Below are 18,807 nucleotides of genomic sequence, written 5' to 3'. Positions count from 1 at the left end.
GCATGCCTGCCGTAAGCCGATATCGCAACAAGGAGTTGCAATGACCGCACCGCTAGGACGCGGACCCAAGATTCGCGCCGCCGTGCTGGCCGCGACCGTCGACGAGTTGAGTGAGCACGGCTACGCCGCATTCACCGTCGAGAACGTCGCCCAGCGCGTCGGTGTGCACAAGACCACCGTCTACCGGCGCTGGGCCGACCGGGACGAACTGATCGCCGATGCACTGGCCGACAGCGTCGAAGCGGAAATCCCCATCCCCGACACGGGTTCGGTCGAGGACGACCTGCGCGCGCTGGCGCGCAGTCTGGTCGCGTGGATCAGCAGCCCGTCCGGCCGGGCGGTCCTCGCTGTCATGCTGTCCAATGCCGCGCCGCCCGATCCGACCCGCCATGCTTTCCGTGACCGCATCCGCAAGGCGCTGCCGGTCGTGACGCGCGCCGTCGAACGCGGTGAACTCCCCGCTGGCACAAACCCCGTCGAGCTGATCAAAACTCTTGTGGCGCCGATCTATTTCCGCGTGCTGATCACCCGTGAGCCGGTGGACGACAGCACCGCCGACGCGGCCGCGGCAGTGGCTTCGACCGCGGCGCGCGCCGGTCTGTTCGGCTGAGCTCGGCAAGACAATCGGTAGGTCACTCTCGCTCGGCTCCGTCCGGCCAAACGATCTCCACCGGCACGTCACGGGCTCGCGCCAGCGCGACCACCGTGCCGGTCCCGCCTTTGCCGCCGACCTCGCCATCCCATACCGCGACGAGCCGATCGCAGGATGACAGCACGGCTTCGTTGGCGGCCTCGTAGGCTTCCCGCCCGGCGTCGTCGAAGTCCATGACGCGCACGGTATCGGCGCGTGCGATCAGCTCGTCGAACAGCTCCGCGTGGTCGGGTTTCACCTTCCGCTGTCGATAATTCGCGGACGGCAGTACTACTTCCAGCCGCCCACCGGCATCGAGCACCGCCCGGGCGAATACCGAGTCAGCGCCGCGAGCAATGCAGCTGACACCCACCAGATCGTCGGGGTCTCCCTGTCTGGCAAGGACTTTCCTGATCCCGTCGTACACGAACGGGACCGTATCGGCCGTGATGTTCATATGTCCGGTGACGCCGATGCGAGCCATGGGAACTTTCTATACCGCCGATCGCCGCCGGATGGCCGGAATCTTCTCGGGTCAGTAGTGCGGCGCGTAGCCTTCGACGCGGATGAGCACATAACCTGCGCTGTACGCGGAGTCGATGGTGGTCTGATCGACTGCGATGACGTTGTCCTGGCGCGCTTCGCTCCAGAACTGGTACAGCGGGCTTGTGCCGGGCTCCTGGCTGGTGTTGATATATCCCTGAATGCCGATGTAGGTATATCCGGCACTGTAGGCGGAATCGATGCCTACCTGCGTCGCTGTGCTGAAGTTGTCCTGGCGGCTGTTGCTCCAGAACAGGTGCAGCGGTACGGTTCCCGGCTGCTGGGTCTCGTAGACGAAGGCTTCCTTGCGGATGGGCAGGTAGGCGGCGGCGGTGGCGCTGTTTTCGTCGTTGCGGTTGCCGGTGGTGAAGTTGTCGCCGCGTTCCGGATTCCACCATGTGTAAAGCGGGTACAGCGACGGTATGTCCGCGTGCGCGGTGGGTGCGGCATCGAGAGTGGTCCCGGCGATTCCGGCAGCGGCCAATAGGGTTGCCGCCGAGATCATGAGGCGCTGACGACGGGGACGTGCATTTTCGCGCGCCGCCGACACCGACCCCATCGATACCATGATCCGTCGCATCATTTCTGTCCCCTGTTCGTGTCTTCCGACACCACTACTGCCGAGCGCGTTGACTCGAAAGTGTTGTCGGCCAACTGATTACGTGCACTTCAACGGTAGTTTCCATGTTGCGCCAGTGGCCATACGCAGACTTGCGTATGGCGGTCCGGCCTTTCGGCTGATATGCGAGATCCGTTGGTGCACAATGCAGGAGTGACCGATCGGCCGGGTGGGGACGCCAAGAAGATCCACGATCTAGCGCTGGAGATCATCACCGAGAAGCAGCCGGTGCGGGTCTGGCCGCTATTGATGCAGAGGTTGACCGCTGACCTACCGTGTGACCTGGCTGTCCTGGTCGACCTGGACTGGGACGCAGGCACCGGTCACGCGCTCACCGGTGCCCCGGACTGGTTGTACGAGGCCCCGCTGGACGCACTCATCCACGCGCACATGCGATCTCATCCCTTGCTGCGGCACTACGCACACACTCGGGACATGACACCACTGAGCATGGACGAGGTCGCCGACGACCGCTGGTGGAAAGGGGAGGGGTATCGAGCGGGTAAGGACGCGATCGGCATCGACCGCCAGCTCGCTTTGCCGCTGTCCGCGGGGCCGGGCAGAATCCGCAGTGTCATCATGAGCCGTAGCGGCCTCGGATTCAGCGATCGCGACCTCGAATACGCCGCGCTCGCCAGATCATTGCTCGACACCGTCGAAGCCCACGAGGCAGCGGTCATCACCGGCACAGGACCGGGGGACCCCGCCGAACACAAGATCACTCCACGTGAGCTCGCGGTCCTGACTCTGCTCTGCGATGGGCTGACCGCGCGCGCCATCGGCACCAGACTCACGATCACCCCATCGACCGTGTCCAAGCACACCGAGAACATCTACCGCAAACTCGGTGTGCGCGACCGCATCTCGGCACTGCGCAAAGCGCACAGTCTCGGCCTCGTCCGTCCGGATCAGCCCGCGGCCCGCACCGCGGCGGTGCTGAGATCGTCGACGTTGGCGCAAGCGTCGGAGGGAAGCGGTGGCCAACTGCCGTCGGTCGGGTGATCGGGATCGCCGTACTGGGCGAGCGGGACCGCGCTCCAATCAATCGCAAGGCTGATGAGGTGACCGTTCAGTCCTGTCCGAGTGCTCCCCAGCGTGTCAGTTCTGGGGGTATCGGGCCGCAAGCCCCACATTGGCAGGCGTAGCCCTGCGGCCACAACCCTACAACTTGTTATCCGACAACGGACTCGCCCAGTGTCCGCCCAACGGCATTTTCCGGATGCGCCGAGCCGCACGGAAACATCTGCGGCCGTGAGCTTCCGGGCGATCAGGAGTCCAAGCGGTCCTGGTAGACCGTGGCGAGATTGCGCAGCGCGGTGGCCCCGTCTCCGACGAAGCTGGAACCGTGCATGATCGCCAGCGTGGTGGGTGCCAGCTCCGCGAGCCGATTCAGAGTGGCGGGCACGGCGGGCCCCAACGAGGTGGCGTGGAACACGTCCTCCGCGACGGCCGCCTGCTCGACCAGGTCGGAATCGGTCAGTGCCGGGCCACTACCCAGCTGGGTCATCAGGTCACCGCAGAACAGCACGCCGGTGGTCTCCTCGTACAGCACGCGCGCCTCCCAGTTGTGCGGTGCGTGCGGAGTATCCAGATGCCGTACTCGACGGTCACCGAGATCGATGACCTCACCGTCGGCCAACCTGCGCGGCGGCCGATCCGCCATATCGTCGATCGAGACGAGGCAGCCGAGCTCACCGTGCGCCACCTGCGCATGCGGTGCGGCAGCGAGGAAGAGGTTCATCGCTCCGCATTCGTCGGCTTCGACATGACCGAAGGTGATCCAGCGCAACCGTTCCACCGGCATGATCCGCGCGATTTCCGCGGACACCAGCGGAAACAACGCACGCATACCAGCGTGGAACAGCAACGGTTCCTCGGCATCGACGAGGAACTGGTTGAAGGTGAAGCCCGTCGGCCCTACCTCGGGAATGAAGGTAGAGATGCGGTAGATATCTTCGGCGATCTCGTCGGTACGGGTTTCCATGAAACCTCCCTACTTGTGCCGTCCCCGCCATTTTGCTCGCCGACGCGCTCCCGCGCACCGAATTCGCAGGCTCCTGCCGATCTTGTCGGATCGGATGACGTGGCGTATTCATCGGGTATCGGACAACGACGTCATAGGTCAGTCGGGTCGCCGTCGAGGTCGGGGTCACGCTGCGTTGCGCCAGCATGCGCGGCACGCCGCCGGTGAGCAGCGGTGTCCCGGCGCCCAGCGCGACGGGAGCGAGGTGCAGCGACAGCGGCGAGCCCGGCGGCGAGTGCCGAGCCGATGGTGATGCCGCGGCAGACCCGCGGCATTTGGCGGCAGCACAAGCGGACACGAGGGGGTGACGTGATAGACGTGCAGGTACTCGGACCCGACGACTGGCCGATATGGCGTCGGCTCCGCCGACAGGCTCTGCGGGACGCACCGGAGGCGTTCGGCTCGACACTCGCCGACTGGACTGGTCCCGGCGACAACGAAGCGCGGTGGCGTGCGCGGTTAGCCGACGTTGCGTTCAATGTCATCATCCGGTGGCGCGGCGTTGCGGCGGGCATGGTCAGTGCCGGCACGGTGGACACCGGCACGGTGGAACTCATGTCGATGTGGGTCGCGCCGTTCGCCCGCGGCCGAGGTGTCGGCGACGCAGCGATCCGTGCAGTGCTGCACTGGGCAAACGGCCGAGAGGTCGGCCTGTCGGTCAAAGTTGACAACCAGGCCGCAATCCGCCTTTATCGGCGTCACGGATTCGCCGATGTGGGTTGTGCACCTGGCGACACCGCCAGCGGGCGCATGCTGAAGTCGGCAAGTTCGAACCCGCCCGATACGTGGTGATGGGTCCACTCCTCGCCGGAAACGAGTGCGCGTTGATGGTCGCAGTCGAACTCCGTCAACGATTTCCGTGACGGAAGCCAGCGGTGCGGATGTGGCATTCACTGCCGTTGGCTTCTCGGGCGGCGACCTCGCGTTGCCGGAATGCAGCGAGGAATTCCTCGTGGCTCCGCTTTTCGTCAGGGCGCGTATCAGTGGTCGTGTCAGGTTGGCGTCAGGTCGGCATCAGCCGGGCTGGCGACAGTGTTCACGTGAACAGCACAGCAATTGCGGCTTCCGGGTTGTGGAAGGCATACGGGGACAAGACGATCCTCGATGGCATCGATCTGACTATCGATGCTGGCCACTATCCGATACTGCGTACGGAATGGCTGGACCGACTCGCCCGCGTGATGCGGTATCTGGGCGGTGATCACGCCTTCGCCCAGCTGATCCGCTTCGCCCTGGTCGGCGGGTCCAGCAACGTTGCCTACATCCTGCTGTTCATGGCCATGAACGGGATCGGCCCGCTGGTCGCCAATATCGTCGGCTCGATCGTCAGCACGGTGATCGCGAACGAACTGCACCGGCAGCTCACCTTCCACGCGGCCGGACGGGTCGGCTGGTTCACCGCACAGTGGGAAGGCGGCGGGCTGGCGCTGATCGGCCTGTTGATCAGCACCGCGGCGCTGGCCGGTCTCGAATTCTGGGCACCCGGCCTCGGTGACATCGCACAGATCTGCGCCGTGATCGCCATCCTGGCGGCGATCGGCGTTATGCGCTTTCTGGCACTGCGCGGCTTCGTCTTCGAGCACAGGCCATCCGATCTGTCGCAGGCGGCGCGTTGATCAGCACGTTTCGGATACTGCGGCGGAAGGTTCGACCCTGACCCTGCGTCAGGGTTGGAGTCTTGTCGCATGACGAATGACATCACTTCCGCGACTCGGCTCGCTCCGCCGATCGGCGGGTTTCAGGAAATCGACGGCCGCCGTGTTTTCGTGCATCGGTCGGGCAGCGGCGGACCGGCCGTCGTGTTTCTGCCCGGCGCGAGCGCGGGTCGGTCTGGACTACTTCGGTGTCCAGCAACAGGTTTCGCAATTCACCACCGCTGTGGTCTACGACCGTGGCGGCACGGGCTACAGCGATTCCCTGGCCCTGCCGCGCACTGCCGCCACGGTCGCCACGGAACTGCGCGAGCTGCTGCGCGCCCAGAACGTCACCGCTCCCTACGTTCTCGCGGCACACTCCCTCGGCGGCTGCTACGCGCATCGGTTCGCGCAGTTGTACCCGCAGGACGTGGCGGGACTGGTCTGCTTGGACGTCCTGCACCGCGACTGGGACGAATTCATGCCTCCCGCAGCGAGTCTGGCCGCCATCGAGCAGATGGGACCTGATCCGGAGCAGCTCCGAAAGATGCGCCCGGCCCTGCGCGAGATACACGCCGAGTTGCTCGCGGACTACCCCGAGCACATACGGCAACCACTGATCGATGCCAAGGTGAGCGACGAATGGATGCGGGTCGGCATCGCCGAGCGTGCCACCTTGACCGACCTCGCCAGCGAACTGCGAGCAGGGCCGAGCATCCCGGACGTCCCGGTGGTCGCACTCACCGTCGTGGGCAGCGACCCTACCCAGCAGGCGCTGACCTCGCCGGAGATGAACGACGCCAAGACGAGAATGGACGCGGCCCTGGTGAGCGGGGTCTCGCACGGGGAACAACGCATCCTCTCCGACACCCTCCACCACCGGCTCTGCTTCGACCGCCCCGACGCCGTGGTCCAGGCGATCCGCGACGTCGTAAACCGGGTGGCGCCCCTCTAGACTCGGCACAACCATGACGACAGGGAAACGGTGCTGACCATCGGCCGGCTGGCGGCGACCGCAGGTGTGACCGTGCGCGCCGTTCGCCACTACCACCACGTCGGCCTGTTGCCCGAGCCCGAGCGCGATGCCTCCGGCTACCGCCGCTACAGCGCGCAAGCCGCGGTCGACCTCATCCGGATCAGGACCCTCGCCGACGCCGGTGTCCCGCTGGCCCATATCGATGCACTGCTCCATGCGCAGCCGACCGAATTCGCCGCGGCCATCGCGGACATCGACGTCGAATTGCAGCGCAAGATCGACCAGCTCACCGAATACCGCAGCCGCATCGCCGATTTGGCAAGCGGTGAAAGCCTTGTTCTGCCCCCCGACGTGGTCGCCATCCTGAACCGGATGCGTAGTCTCGGCGTCAGCGAACAGAGGGTACGACTCGAGCGCGACTCGTGGATCCTGCTGCAGGCGCTGGACCCGCAGGCCATGCCGCAGCGGATACGGGACAAGACCGCGGGCCTCGACGACCCCGAGACCACGCGCCTGTATCTCGCCTGCGATCGAGCAGTCGACTGGGATCCGCACGATCCACGCCTGGACCGGCTCATCGACGACCTGGACGCATGGGAGATCGAACACGAACGAGACAGCGGCCGACCAGAGAGCCTGCAACTGATCTCTTCCCGGATCTCCGAGGCGTCACCGGCATGGCAACGCATCATCGATGCGCTCGCTCACCGCGCCGAGCGGCGCCGAACCGCCCGGCGCCACAGCTGAAGTCGGCATTGTGGTCGAAGCTATGGTGACGGAGGCAGCCCGGCCGCGGTGCGCATGGCCGCGCGGCCACGTTGGGCGGCGGATTCGTCGTCGAGCAGTTGGATTTCCTGATTGACCGCCATGGAGATGCCGATGAGCACGGTGGCGATCTCGTCGGGGCGGCGATGCGAAGCGGTCGTTTCGTCTTGTGCCGCAGCGATTTCGGCGGTGAGAAAGGTGCGCCAGTCGGCAACGACGCCACGCAGCCGATCCCGCAACATTCCGGGCCGCCCATCGAGTTCGGTCGACGCCGCGGTGACGAAACACCCTCCGGGAAAAGGGCATTCGGCCAGGTAATCGATCCAGGCGTCGATCAGTCGTTCCAGGCGGGCCGCGCCGGGAGGCAGCGCCGTCGAAGGGGTGAGTACCGCTGTCCGAAAGATTTGGCCGGCCTGTTCGAGTGCGGCGTTCTGCAGGTTTTCGCGAGATCCGAAGGGGCCGATGACACCTGCCTTGCTCATGGCGAGCCGGTCGGCGAGTGACCCGATCGTGAGACCTTCCAAACCGATGCACGACGCCTCCTCGACCGCGGTCCGCACGATTCGATCCCGGGTGCGGGCCGCTTCGGCGAATGAGCTGCGTGGCGACATCAATCCATCATAGCGTCCGATCGTTCGCTATGCTTATAGCGAACGATCGAATGCTAATGAGAGTGTGCTGATGAGTGATCTGCTACGACTCGACGCGACGGCCCTGGCGCTGATCGCACACGATGTGGCCACTGTTTCCGATGCGGACCTGGACGCGCCGACACCGTGTGCGGGCTGGACCGTCGCGGACCTTGTGAGTCACATGAACGAACGCCACGAGGCTGTCATCGCGTCCATCTTCGCGCCGATCGACGACCACGCCGACAATCCCCGCGACGATTTCGCGCGCACAGCCGCACGGTGGGTGGTCGCGATGGAACAGACCGGCGATGTCGTGAACCTGCCGCAGCGCGGCCCGATGGCAACGGACACAGTGCTGTCGGTCCATTTCGTCGACATGCTCGTGCACCGTTGGGACCTGTCCCGTGCGCTGTGCCGCCCCTGCCCGGTCCCCGACCGTCTCACCGCGCTCGCATTGCCGATTGCTCAGTCGATCACCGCGCCGGGCAGTTCGCTCAACGGCCCGGATGGCGTCTATCGGCCCCCGGTGGAGCCAGACCGACCGCTGCCCGTACTGGACGTCATCGCAGCCCTTCTCGGCCGCGATCCCCACTGGCAGCCCCATCGGAACGCTGCCGACGGCCGGGAATAGCGCGCTCCACCGAAGCGGTTCGGAGATCGGAGATTTCAGGGTCGCCGATGATGACGGCCTCGACGAGGCCAACGGCGAAACGGTGTTCGTCGATCTCGCAACGGCGGCGGCCACACTCGGCGGTTGATACCCGCACCGGCGGGCGCCGGTCGGCGGCGCGCGGTGGTGGTCGTTGCGAGATAGGGTGTAGCTGCGCGGTTTCCGGCTGCGGGGAACGTTGTTCAGTAAAGGGAGTCCGAGCGGATGGATCGCCGGAACAAGGTGATCAGCCGACGCGGTGTGTTGTTGGCGGGCGGAGCCTCGATCGCGCTCACCGCAATGGCGCAGCCGACGCAGGCGGGGATCACGCGGAAGGTGTCAGCCGGCCCCGAGGCGCCCGGGAAGCGGGCTGAGCTCGCGGAACAGGCGATTGTGCAACGGCACGTGCGCACGCTCTGGGGGCAGTCGGGAATGCGGTTGGGTGCGCTCGTCTGGCCGTCGTCCTTGCTGGACCAGTCGTTCGTGCGATGGTGTTACTGGTGGCAAGCCCACCTCCTCGACTGTGCGGTGGACGCCGCGTACCGCACCCGCACTCCCGAACGCATCGACCGGGTCGTCACCCTCGCGCGCGGTATTCTGACCCGCAATCTCACCGGCTGGACCAACCGGTACTACGACGATATGTCGTGGCTGGTGCTGGCGCTCGAACGCGCCGACCGGCTGCTCGGTGTCCGGTTCGGCGCCGCCATCGGGGACTTGCGGGCCGCCTTGATCGAGGGCTGGAACCCGATCGTCGGTGCGGTGCCCTGGCGGTCCGGCGACGATTTCTACAACACCCCTGCGATCGGTCCGACCGGTATCGCTATGGCGCGGTTGGGCGAATTGTCCCGCGCCCGGCAACTTGCCGATTTCCTGTACACGCGATTGCGCGACACCGACAGCGGCCTGATCCTCGACGGTGTCCATGAGCCCGGCGCACGAGTGGACCGGACTGTCCATACCTACAGCCAGGGCGTGACCATCGGGCTGGAAACCGAGTTGGCAGTGCGCACCGGCGAATCGAGCCATCGCAGCCGCGTGGCAGCACTCGTTGCCGCGACCGCGGACCGGCTCACGGACGCCGGGGTGATCGCCGCGGCCTCCGGGAACGACTCGGGGCTGTTCATGGGTATCCTCGCCAGATATCTCGCCGAAGCCGCACTGGCCTTGGACGACACCATCGCCGCGAATATCGTGCACGCTTCCGCGCGGGCGGCCTGGGAAAATCGCGCCGAGGTGGACGGGCTACCCCTGTTCGGTCCGGACTGGGCCCGCGCGGTCGCGGTGCCGGAGACTCCGGGAACCCTTCCCCCGCTTACGCATTCGTCCGCCGCTCCGTCGGCGAACCTGAGCCGCGATCTCTCGGTACAGCTGAGCGGGTGGATGCTGCTCGAAGCGGATTACCAGCTCACCGCTGCGGGACGCTGACGCACACCCCCGGCGCATTCGCCTCAGGGGCGGTGGGCGCGGAGACCGTCGACGAGGATCGACAGCAACCGCGGCCCCCGGGCGTCGAGTTCGGCGTCGTCCAGCCGCGACAACCAATGCGCCGAGCCGCCGACAGAACGCACCGCCCGCCTTGTCCGGTGCTGTCCGGCCGTAACTCCAGTTGTTTTCTGCCGGAAGGATATTCACGCCGGTCGTGTCATCAGCTGAGCTGGTTGTTTCGCCTGCGAGGTTCGCAGTCTCACTTCGCCCCGTTCCGGCTGCCGCGGATCGGTCGTCGCCGGGTCGTAGGCGAATAGCAACCGCCGCAGGGCATTCACTCGTCCAGCTTAACCGCGCGTCCCTCGAACGGCGGCTCTGTCTTCTGTGGCAGGCATGCTGTTCAGCAGCGTGCGCACCATGGTGGGTACCTGGACGTCGAGTTCTGTGGGTATCGGCCGGTCGGCTGTGAGATATCGCCGCACCGCGGCGTAGGGCAGGTCGACGATGGTGAGAACGATTGTTGCCGTGGACAATCCGGTTTCGGCGCGCAACGAGTGGACGAGTCCGCGGATGGCGGCATCCCACCGGGCTGTTTCGGCGGCACGCTCCTCACACGCGGTGGCGGGCCAGCTCTGGGGAGCGAATTGGTGGACACCTGCGAGCAGAACCTGCGCGTCGAGCGGGTTGCTCCGGCACCACTGCACGATGTGGCCTGTGATCGCGGCGGCGGCCTCGACCGGATCGTCCTCGCCGAACAGGACGTAGGCGTCCCGGTGCAGGTGCCCGACGGCCCTGTTCCACAGGGCGGCCAGCAGTGATGGCCGATCGGCGAAGCGATGGTAGACCGATCCGCTCGGTGCACCGGATTCCCGGATCACCCCGGACATCGTGACACCGGCGGGACCCTGTGTAGCCAGCAGCCGCGCAGCGGCGTCGAGGATCGCCGCGGTGTCGTGTACGAATCTCACCACGCTGTAGAGAATACTCTCCAGACATCGTTGTAGAGTGAAGTCTCTACAACGATGAGAGGCCCAACCATGACCATCACCGCCGAAGACGTCTACCGACTCGCTCCGTTCGTCCACACTCTCGGAGTGGAGTTCACCGAACTCACACCCTCCGTGGTAACCGCCCGCCTGACCCACACCGTCGAGCTGTCGACAACGGGGGGTGGCCTGCACGGCGGTGCTCTGATGGGGTTGGCCGATGCGGCTGCCGCGGTCTGCGCGGTTCTCAATTCCGCTCCGGGGGCGCTGCCCGCGACGACCGATTCGACGACGCATTTTCTGCGTCCGGTCCGCGGAGCGGCGCATGCGGTCGCCGCGCCGGTGCGCGTCAGCCGCAATGCGGTGGTGGTGGGTGTGCAAATCGCGGACGAGTCCGGCGAGCTGTGCGTTCACGTGATCCAGACTGTGCAGACACGTGTTCCACATGCGGCCGCCTGAATCCGAAAGATCAGCGACCGGAGCAGGGCGGCTTCAATCCGCGCGCGAGAACACCGCGACCAGAAAATCGGAATCGTCGGTAAAAGGACGCAGATCCCACGTCGATAGCCGCAGATCCACCGTGAGTCCGGCGTCCTCGGCATCTGCCAGGAACTGCGGGAACTCGTAACCACGATCGGCGCCGAACCCCACAACCACCCGACCAGCTGGAGCGAGATGGCGGGCGAACCCGGCCAGCACCGCCGCCCGGGTGGCCGGTGCCAGAAATGTCATCACGTTGCCCGCACAGACGATGACATCGAAGTCGCCGCCGATCCCGCGGCCCGGCAAATCCAGTTCGGCGAGATCACCGACAATCCAGGTCGGACCCGGATAGTCCTGCTCCGCCGCGGCGATCAACACCGGATCGACGTCGACGCCGACCACGACGTGACCGACGCGGTGCAAGTAGGCGCCCACACGCCCCGGACCGCACCCCGCATCCAGGACTCGGCTACTGCGGTCGAGCATCGCGTCGACCAGCCGCGCCTCTCCGACGATATCGGTGCCTTCGGCTGCCAATGCGCGGAACCGTTCCACGTACCACGTCGAATGCGCAGGGTCAGCAGCAGTGAGCTCTTCCCACTGGCTGGGGGTACGTCCGCTCATGGTCTGTTCCTCTTCTCTCCGGCCCGCCTCTGGTTCACTGTGCCACCGCCGTGCCGATGGTGAGCGCCCGGCCTGATGGTGCCCGCCGCCTGTGCAGCCCGCCCATCGACAATCCTCGAGCGCCCGGTTCTGCATCCCGGATCCTCGGTCTGCGGTGGACATCCGATATCACACCGCAGTCCGATTCCGGGTCATACCAAGGGATTACATGGGATGAGAATCCGGCCGATAGCTTCGGTGTATCGAAATCGTCACCCCGCTCCGGACGCACCGAGCCGTGGCCGCTGGATCAGATCTCCGATCGACATCGACCGGTCGGCATCGAAGACGGGCGGAGGTGGCATCTCCGACTCAGCTCTCAGGAAGATCTATGACGACACCGGCCTTTGCTGCACAGTCATGTCCACAGCCATCGCGGCGCGGCGGCGGTGATTTCGCCCGTCTGCTGCGCAGGATCACCGACGCGGGACTGATGAACCGGCGTCCCGTCTACTACGCCGTCCGGCTCGGCCTCGTCGCGATTGCGTTCGCGGCCGGCTGGGTGGCGTTCGTCCTCGTGGGCGACTCGTGGTGGACGCTCGTGGTCGCGGCGCTCATGGCCGTGACGTGCGCTCAGGTCGCACTCGTCATGCACGATGTCGCGCACCGCCAAGTCTTCCGGTTGCGGCGGCCGACGGAGGTCGTGGGCCGACTTGTCGGCAACGCCGGCATAGGCCTGGCCTACGGCTGGTGGCAGGACAAGCACACCCGGCATCACGCCAATCCGAACCACGAGGAACTCGACCCCGATGTCGCGCCCGACATCCTGGTCTGGTCACAACGGCAGGCGCGGGCCAGCCGTGGTCTGCCTCGTCTCATCGGCAGGGTGCAGGCCTTCCTGTTCTTCCCCCTACTGATGCTGGAGGGCCTGAATCTCCATGTGGCCGGCGCACGTGCGCTCAGAAATCGATCGATCAAATACCGCGGATTGGAGGGCGCGCTGCTCTTCGGCCACTTCGCCGCCTATCTGGCCGCATTGTTCGCGGTCCTGCCCGCCGACAAAGCCTTCGCGTTCCTCGCTGTCCACCAGGCGCTGTTCGGCCTGTACATGGGCTGCGTCTTCGCCCCGAACCACAAGGGCATGCCAACCCTGACCGGCGACGACCGCACCGACTACTTACGCCGTCAGGTGCTGACCTCCCGCAACGTGCGAGGTGGCGTGCTGACCGACCTCGCCCTCGGCGGGCTCAACTATCAGATCGAGCACCACTTGTTCCCGAGCATGCCGACGCCGAACCTGCGTCACGCCCAGGTGATCGTCCGCGACTACTGCGCCGAAATCGGCGTGCCGTACCACGAGACCGGGCTGATCTCCTCCTACCGCGAGGCGCTGCGGCACATGCACCACGTCGGCGCGCCCCTCCGCACCACCAACCGACATCCGGTCGCCAGATGAACATTTCCCGGCCGGGCCACGGCGACATAGCAGGCCGGGCCCGAGTGGATCGCGCACGACGGCTGCCTGTCTTGCCGTTCTACTCGAACAGGCTGCGGCAAGGTCCATGGCCAGTCGCTGCGTCGGCCGGTCCGAGCAGCACACAAGTGCCGATGTCGGACGACGCTGAGCGGCAGTCAGCACTTCGCCGCCATCGCTGGGGCAAGATCCTGGCATGAAGGTAATCCTCTTCGGCGCGACCGGCATGATAGGGCAGGGGGTTCTCAACGAGTGCCTCCGGGACGAGCGGGTCGAGCAGGTTCTTGCCCTCGGGCGCAGCTCGCTGGGCATCGAGAACCCCAAGCTGCGCGAGCTGGTCCAGCCCGATCCGACCGATCTCTCCGCGATCGCCGGCGAACTGTCGGAGTTCGACGCCTGCTTCTTCTGCCTCGGCGTCTCCTCCGTCGGCATGAAAGAGGAGGACTACCGCCGGATCACCTACGACCTGGCTTTGCAGGTCGGTCGCACACTGGCCGCCGTGAATCCGACACTGACGTTCATCTATGTCTCCGGCCAGGGCACCGACAGCACGGAGAAGGGGCGGTCGATGTGGGCGCGGGTGAAGGGGAAGACCGAGAACGATCTGCTCGCACTTCCCTTCCAGGCGTACATGTTCCGGCCTGGATTCGTACAGCCCATGGACGGCGTGGTCTCCAAGACCCCGCTGTATCGCGCCGCGTATAAAGTGACGGGGCCGTTGATCCCGCTGTTCAAGCGGCTGGCGCCGAACGCGGTCAACGATAATCGGGAGATCGGTCGCGCCATGATCGCGGTCGCGGCCTCCGGGGCGGACACTCGCGTGCTCACGCCACGGGAGATCACCGCGCGAGCTACGTCCTAGCGGGAGTGTCCGCTCGTGCGGTGGCCGCCCGGCGAGGGCATTGGCGGTGACCGACGAGCCGGGGAGCAACCGTGAATCGGGCATGGCTTCGGTCACATGCTGCCGCGGTATGGCCGGTTCGGGCAGCGGCATTTCCGTGCGCTTTCTCGCAGTGCGCCAGGCGATTCATGGGCATAGTCGATCTCACTCGGGCAGTGGAAGGCTTGTCTCCTAAGCTCTGGTACCTGTGACGCTGCTGGATGATCTCGCATTGGTCCACCAATTGGCCGATGCCGCCGACAACATCTCGATGCGGTACTTCTCGGCCGGAAGCATTGCGACGCAATCCAAGTCCGACGGCAGCCCCGTCACGGTCGCCGATTACGCCATCGAGCGGGCCATCCGCGCACGACTCGCACAGGACAGGCCCCAGGATTGTTTGGTAGGAGAAGAGTTCGGTGCCCATGGCAGCGCCGCACGGCGGTGGCTGCTCGACCCGATCGACGGCACAGACAACTTCGCCGCTGGACGATCCGAGTGGAGCACCCTGATCGCAGTCGAGGGCGATCGTGAGGTTCTCACCGCTGGGATCTCGGCGCCGGCAATGCGGCGCCGCTGGTGGGCATCACGCACGGCAGGCGCATGGACCAGTACTTGCGCCGCAGGAGAATTGGGCCCGGCCCACGCACTGGCGGTAACGAGGACCGAAACTCTCGGGTGAGAGCACCGCGGTGATCTGGCCGGTGGCTGCCTGGGTTCCTGCTCGGCGTCTGGCCATAGCCACCGCACTTCTCGCCGAGTGTGCCGGTGGCGGCCCACTGTCGGACTGGGCCGGAGCGTGTCAGGGCGCGATGCTGGTGGCCTCGGGCCGAGTGGATATCTTTCTCCACCTGATCGCCGGTCCTTGGGACATTGCCGCCGCCGTGCCGATCGTGGAGGAGGCAGGCGGTCAATTCAGTGACCTGCGGGGAGGGCGCAGCATATCGTCCGGCGCTGCCGTATTCACCAACGGCCGCGCGCACGAGCAAGTCCTCGAACTGATTGGGCGCGAACCGATCTGAACGACGCAAACGCCGCTGAATTGGTCGAACTCACCGACACACACTCATCGGCAATAGCGGATGTTCTGAGCCGCAACGAATCCCGCGTGCCGTCGAGCTCCGCCGCTCCGCGATCAGCGCTGCTAATCTCGGCAACAGGCACCGGTATTGACCCGGCGGGGAGGGGATTTCGCAATGTCTCGGTCGCATCACCATGTCCTATCGCGACGAATCCGAGCGGTGCTCGCGTTACCTGTGGTCGCCGTGTTGCTCACCACCGGCTGCGGTACCACCGATTCCGATCGGGCACAGGCGTTTCCCGCCGACCTGGCGGGCCAGATCGACCAGATCATGAAATCCCATATCGACGCCGGGCTGATTCCGGGCGCAGCGGTATCGATCATCGACCCCGAACACGGCACCTACAGCCAGGCCTACGGGGTGGCGGACATCGCCACCGGTCGTCGAGCCGACGTGAGCGACCACTACCGGGTCGGCAGCATCACCAAGACGTTCGTCGCGACCGCCGTACTCCGCCTCGCTGATGCACAGAAACTCTCACTCGACGACCCCCTCCGGAAGTACGTCGACGCTATCCCCAATGGCGACACCATCACCGTGCGCGACCTGCTCGGTATGCGAGGTGGCGTCTACGATTTCGCTGCGAATCCCGAGTTTCAACCCCAATTACTCACCGCGACACCGGATCGCGTGTGGTCCACTGGCGACGCCCTGCGCATCATCAGGGACAACCCTGACAAGGCAGGACCACCCAATTCCCGTACCGCGTACTCGAATTCCGAGTACCTCCTACTCGGCCTGATCCTGGAAAAGGTGACAGGGCGCCCGGTGCGCGACGTTGTCAACGACCTCGTCGGCGACTACGGGCTGCACGACACCGGATACCCCTCCGATGCCGCTTTGCCCACACCGGATAGCCGCGGCTACGCCTACGACAAAGACGTCCGCACCGACGTCACAGCACGCACACCACCAACCATGTGGGAAGCCGCGGGCTCGCTGGTGGCCTCGGTGCCCGACCTCGCCACCTACGCCGCCGCACTGGGCGAGGGTCGGTTCCTCGAACCTCGAACCGCGACGGCACGAACAACTTTCACAAACGGTTACGGCCTCGGCCTGATGAGTGGCGGCTCCTGGATCGGCCACTCCGGCGGGGTCCTCGGCTACACCTCGATGACGATGTACCTCCCTGAACGCAAGGTCAGCGTCGCTGTCGCCGTGAACCAGTACACCCCCGCCTACCATTCCCTGCTTCTCATCGACGCGACCTACATCTGGACCGACCTGGTGGCCCAGCTCTATCCCGGCACCATTCCAGGCCTCGACAACCCGCCGACCGCTCATCCGCCGATTCCCGCTCCAGCCGACCTCACCGCCGAACTCGCGCAGGCCTTGAACCCGTCGATCCCCGCCTCCGCCAAGCACTTACGGATCGAGGGTGATGACAAAGACCCGGATCTGGTCACGAAACTGGCCCGGACCTACACCCATTTCGCCTTCGAGGTGACTGTCGATAAGACCACCGACATAGGCCGCAATCGCCTTATCGCCACCACCAGCACCACCTCCCCGGATGGCAACGCCCCCATGCTCATCCCGCTCGTCCCCGTAGACAACGCGTGGCGGCTGGACGATGGCTGGGTGTGCATGCAGATCGTCGCCGATGGACAGCAATCACCGGCCTGCCGCTAGGTTCTGTACCGAAGTCTGTGATGGGTGGCGGTGCCACCCACGCTCATGATCCCCCGATATGCCGGGGCGAGACAGGATACGATCGGATCCGTTGTGTAACAGTCGATCTGGGTGGAGTGCTCATGCAATTATGGCGACGTTGCTTGGACGCGGCAGGGATACGGGACCGCGCGGCGCGCGCCGACTACACGGCTGCAGCACAGCATGTGCGGCGCAGGGATTTCTCCCTCTGGCTACCGACGCGGGTGCTGGCTCCGCCGGAGGGCCTGCCGCACCTGCTCGCGATAACAGCGTTTATGCGCTACACCGATGACCTCAGCGACAGTGGCCCTGTCGAGGGGCGGACGCAGCGGTTCGAGGAGTGGGCAGCCCATGTGGGGACGGCGCTGGACACCGGCAGTTCGGAGTACCGACTGTTACGGCCATATTTGCACTCCGCCGGCCTGCTGAACCTGTCGCGCACATGGCTCGACTCGTACATGGCAGGGACTCGCATCGATCTCGACTTCCCCGGATTCGCCCAGGAATCCGACCACCAACGCTACATCGACACGGTCGTGCTGCCGTCTTTCATGGTCGGCGTGGAAGCTGCGTCCGGTGCAGCCCCGGACCGAAAATTCCTGTCCTTCGCGCGCATGCTCTCCGACGGGGGACAGCGGACAGACTTCCTCACCGACGTGTTCGAGGACCTGCAAGACGGGCGACTGTGCCTGCCGCTGTCCGACCTCGACCGCTACAGCGTGACCAGGGCAGACCTCGAACAGGGACTGGACACTTCAGGTGTCAGGGCGCTGATCTCGGCCACGGCACGTTCCGCGCGTGCCTCACTCATAGAAAGTGAACAGATCGTCGGCGAAACAGCCCCCAACTACCGCCCGATCATAAGATTCATGATCGGCATGTTCCACAAGCGCCTCGACGACGTCGAGACACGTGGCGCCGCCATCCTCCGCCGCCCTTACCACGACGCTAAGGTGATGGCTCTGCCGCTGATCGCCCGTACCCATCGGATGGGCACATCGACACAAGCCCTCCCCTGCCGGGACGTCCAAAAGAACCGTGTCAGCGGCAGCAATCCACCGCTCACTAGTTGATCCTTACTCACCGACCGTCACTCACCCGATGAGATGTTCCTCGACCCCTGATCCAACTCCCTCATCACGCGAGAAAGCTATCCCGCGCCAACGAGGACCAGCGGATTACGTTGTCCGCGTTGGCGTGTGGGTGAGGTCTCCGGTATTTCGGGTTAGCGACCAAACAAACCTGAATAGTGCCGGACCCCTCGTCGGCCAGCGTAGCGGTGGCGGGGCGCGCGGACCTGACCGATGCCCAGCGGGCGCGGTTGGAGCCGTTGCTATCTCGACCGAAGAATGCAGGACGCCGCCGAAGTGTACGAAACGACAGCTCATCGACGCGATCCGCTAGCGTGTGCGGGTCGGATCCCCGTGGCGAAACGTCCTGCGGGCTCATCACCATGCCGCCGGCGCCCGCCACGACAGTGGCGGGCAGGCCGAGCCGCCCGGCGGTGGGGGGCAGCCACAACCGGCTGATCACGGGTTGCGCCGGTCGAGGGATGGCAGGTCCACGAAGCTGCATCTGGCGTGCGAGCAGGGTCGCCGGGCGGTTATCGGCTCATCGGCATCGAGTTTGCCGGACGGCAAATGCCAGCGACCAGCGAAAGCGTCATTGCCTCGGCGTTGGGTCAGCAGCAGCCGGTCACCATCGGTGAGCAGCACGTGCACGTCGATCAGGTGGCGGTCCGCCATC

22 protein-coding genes are annotated in these 18,807 nt (G+C 65.6%); 15 read left to right on the top strand and 7 right to left on the bottom strand.

Annotated elements, in window-relative coordinates:
• Window positions 1–40 precede the first annotated feature (40 nt).
• A complete protein-coding gene (locus tag ACQPZ2_RS27660) occupies window positions 41–610 on the top strand; it encodes a TetR/AcrR family transcriptional regulator (protein WP_433521128.1) in 570 nt (189 codons plus the stop codon).
• Window positions 611–632: 22 nt separating this feature from the next.
• Here ACQPZ2_RS27660 and ACQPZ2_RS27655 read toward each other — a convergent pair whose 3' ends face one another.
• Together ACQPZ2_RS27655 and ACQPZ2_RS27650 are read right to left on the bottom strand one after the other, a co-directional pair.
• Window positions 633–1,115, bottom strand: a complete 483-nt coding sequence (locus tag ACQPZ2_RS27655; protein ID WP_433521127.1) for a hypothetical protein — start codon at window positions 1,113–1,115, stop codon at window positions 633–635.
• 51 nt (window positions 1,116–1,166) lie between these two features.
• Entirely contained in the window at window positions 1,167–1,724 is a 558-nt protein-coding gene (locus ACQPZ2_RS27650; RefSeq protein WP_433521126.1) for a hypothetical protein, read from the bottom strand.
• A gap of 222 nt (window positions 1,725–1,946) precedes the next feature.
• On the opposite strand from ACQPZ2_RS27650, the gene ACQPZ2_RS27645 reads away from it, so the two are divergent.
• On the top strand, window positions 1,947–2,795 hold the full coding sequence (locus ACQPZ2_RS27645) for a helix-turn-helix domain-containing protein (protein WP_433521125.1): 849 nt from the start codon (window positions 1,947–1,949) through the stop codon (window positions 2,793–2,795).
• A gap of 265 nt (window positions 2,796–3,060) precedes the next feature.
• Here the strand turns inward: ACQPZ2_RS27645 and ACQPZ2_RS27640 are convergent, their stop codons facing one another.
• Window positions 3,061–3,777 carry an MBL fold metallo-hydrolase gene (locus ACQPZ2_RS27640; protein ID WP_433521124.1) on the bottom strand — a complete coding sequence of 239 codons (717 nt, stop codon included), beginning with the start codon at window positions 3,775–3,777 and terminating at the stop codon, window positions 3,061–3,063.
• A gap of 348 nt (window positions 3,778–4,125) precedes the next feature.
• Between ACQPZ2_RS27640 and ACQPZ2_RS27635 the strand changes: the two genes are divergently transcribed.
• The 4 genes from ACQPZ2_RS27635 (at window position 4,126) to ACQPZ2_RS27620 (ending at window position 7,173) form a co-directional block, all read left to right on the top strand.
• Window positions 4,126–4,608: a GNAT family N-acetyltransferase gene (locus ACQPZ2_RS27635; protein WP_433521123.1), complete on the top strand. Its 483-nt coding sequence runs from the start codon at window positions 4,126–4,128 to the stop codon at window positions 4,606–4,608.
• 323 nt (window positions 4,609–4,931) lie between these two features.
• Window positions 4,932–5,432 carry a GtrA family protein gene (locus ACQPZ2_RS27630; protein WP_433527538.1) on the top strand — a complete coding sequence of 167 codons (501 nt, stop codon included), beginning with the start codon at window positions 4,932–4,934 and terminating at the stop codon, window positions 5,430–5,432.
• A gap of 142 nt (window positions 5,433–5,574) precedes the next feature.
• Window positions 5,575–6,405, top strand: coding sequence for an alpha/beta fold hydrolase (locus tag ACQPZ2_RS27625; protein WP_433521122.1), 831 nt, complete (start codon window positions 5,575–5,577; stop codon window positions 6,403–6,405).
• Between the two features lie 30 nt (window positions 6,406–6,435).
• Window positions 6,436–7,173 carry a MerR family transcriptional regulator gene (locus tag ACQPZ2_RS27620; RefSeq protein WP_433521121.1) on the top strand — a complete coding sequence of 246 codons (738 nt, stop codon included), beginning with the start codon at window positions 6,436–6,438 and terminating at the stop codon, window positions 7,171–7,173.
• A 20-nt stretch (window positions 7,174–7,193) separates the two neighbouring features.
• Here the strand turns inward: ACQPZ2_RS27620 and ACQPZ2_RS27615 are convergent, their stop codons facing one another.
• The gene (locus ACQPZ2_RS27615) at window positions 7,194–7,802 is read right to left on the bottom strand and encodes a TetR/AcrR family transcriptional regulator (RefSeq protein WP_433521120.1); all 609 of its coding nucleotides are present in this window, start codon (window positions 7,800–7,802) and stop codon (window positions 7,194–7,196) included.
• 70 nt (window positions 7,803–7,872) lie between these two features.
• Between ACQPZ2_RS27615 and ACQPZ2_RS27610 the strand changes: the two genes are divergently transcribed.
• A complete protein-coding gene (locus ACQPZ2_RS27610) occupies window positions 7,873–8,454 on the top strand; it encodes a TIGR03086 family metal-binding protein (protein ID WP_433521119.1) in 582 nt (193 codons plus the stop codon).
• Between the two features lie 243 nt (window positions 8,455–8,697).
• Window positions 8,698–9,900 carry a glycoside hydrolase family 76 protein gene (locus ACQPZ2_RS27605; RefSeq protein WP_433521118.1) on the top strand — a complete coding sequence of 401 codons (1,203 nt, stop codon included), beginning with the start codon at window positions 8,698–8,700 and terminating at the stop codon, window positions 9,898–9,900.
• Window positions 9,901–10,247: 347 nt separating this feature from the next.
• Here the strand turns inward: ACQPZ2_RS27605 and ACQPZ2_RS27600 are convergent, their stop codons facing one another.
• On the bottom strand, window positions 10,248–10,871 hold the full coding sequence (locus tag ACQPZ2_RS27600) for a TetR/AcrR family transcriptional regulator (RefSeq protein WP_433521117.1): 624 nt from the start codon (window positions 10,869–10,871) through the stop codon (window positions 10,248–10,250).
• A 66-nt stretch (window positions 10,872–10,937) separates the two neighbouring features.
• Between ACQPZ2_RS27600 and ACQPZ2_RS27595 the strand changes: the two genes are divergently transcribed.
• Window positions 10,938–11,345 (top strand): PaaI family thioesterase, encoded by a 408-nt coding sequence (locus tag ACQPZ2_RS27595; protein ID WP_433521116.1) that lies wholly within the window; start codon window positions 10,938–10,940, stop codon window positions 11,343–11,345.
• Window positions 11,346–11,378: 33 nt separating this feature from the next.
• Here ACQPZ2_RS27595 and ACQPZ2_RS27590 read toward each other — a convergent pair whose 3' ends face one another.
• Window positions 11,379–11,993: a class I SAM-dependent methyltransferase gene (locus ACQPZ2_RS27590; RefSeq protein WP_433521115.1), complete on the bottom strand. Its 615-nt coding sequence runs from the start codon at window positions 11,991–11,993 to the stop codon at window positions 11,379–11,381.
• Between the two features lie 370 nt (window positions 11,994–12,363).
• Between ACQPZ2_RS27590 and ACQPZ2_RS27585 the strand changes: the two genes are divergently transcribed.
• The 6 genes from ACQPZ2_RS27585 (at window position 12,364) to ACQPZ2_RS27560 (ending at window position 18,134) form a co-directional block, all read left to right on the top strand.
• Complete coding sequence (locus ACQPZ2_RS27585) at window positions 12,364–13,428, top strand: fatty acid desaturase family protein (RefSeq protein WP_433521114.1); 1,065 nt, start codon at window positions 12,364–12,366, stop codon at window positions 13,426–13,428.
• A 214-nt stretch (window positions 13,429–13,642) separates the two neighbouring features.
• Window positions 13,643–14,308, top strand: a complete 666-nt coding sequence (locus ACQPZ2_RS27580; RefSeq protein WP_433521113.1) for an epimerase — start codon at window positions 13,643–13,645, stop codon at window positions 14,306–14,308.
• 226 nt (window positions 14,309–14,534) lie between these two features.
• A complete protein-coding gene (locus ACQPZ2_RS27575) occupies window positions 14,535–15,008 on the top strand; it encodes an inositol monophosphatase family protein (protein WP_433521112.1) in 474 nt (157 codons plus the stop codon).
• A gap of 10 nt (window positions 15,009–15,018) precedes the next feature.
• The gene (locus tag ACQPZ2_RS27570; RefSeq protein ID WP_433521111.1) at window positions 15,019–15,348 is read left to right on the top strand and encodes an inositol monophosphatase family protein; all 330 of its coding nucleotides are present in this window, start codon (window positions 15,019–15,021) and stop codon (window positions 15,346–15,348) included.
• Window positions 15,349–15,567: 219 nt separating this feature from the next.
• Window positions 15,568–17,040 (top strand): serine hydrolase domain-containing protein, encoded by a 1,473-nt coding sequence (locus tag ACQPZ2_RS27565; protein WP_433521110.1) that lies wholly within the window; start codon window positions 15,568–15,570, stop codon window positions 17,038–17,040.
• Between the two features lie 143 nt (window positions 17,041–17,183).
• Window positions 17,184–18,134 (top strand): squalene/phytoene synthase family protein, encoded by a 951-nt coding sequence (locus tag ACQPZ2_RS27560; RefSeq protein WP_433521109.1) that lies wholly within the window; start codon window positions 17,184–17,186, stop codon window positions 18,132–18,134.
• A 456-nt stretch (window positions 18,135–18,590) separates the two neighbouring features.
• Here ACQPZ2_RS27560 and ACQPZ2_RS27555 read toward each other — a convergent pair whose 3' ends face one another.
• The gene (locus ACQPZ2_RS27555) at window positions 18,591–18,806 is read right to left on the bottom strand and encodes an NUDIX domain-containing protein (RefSeq protein ID WP_433521108.1); all 216 of its coding nucleotides are present in this window, start codon (window positions 18,804–18,806) and stop codon (window positions 18,591–18,593) included.
• Window position 18,807 lies beyond the last annotated feature (1 nt).

This window comes from Nocardia pseudovaccinii, from assembly GCF_050942345.1.
In the GTDB taxonomy this organism is placed as follows: domain Bacteria; phylum Actinomycetota; class Actinomycetes; order Mycobacteriales; family Mycobacteriaceae; genus Nocardia; species Nocardia pseudovaccinii.
The sequence above is the reverse complement of the archived record's forward strand: the minus strand, read 5'-3'. Positions and strand labels throughout refer to the sequence as shown.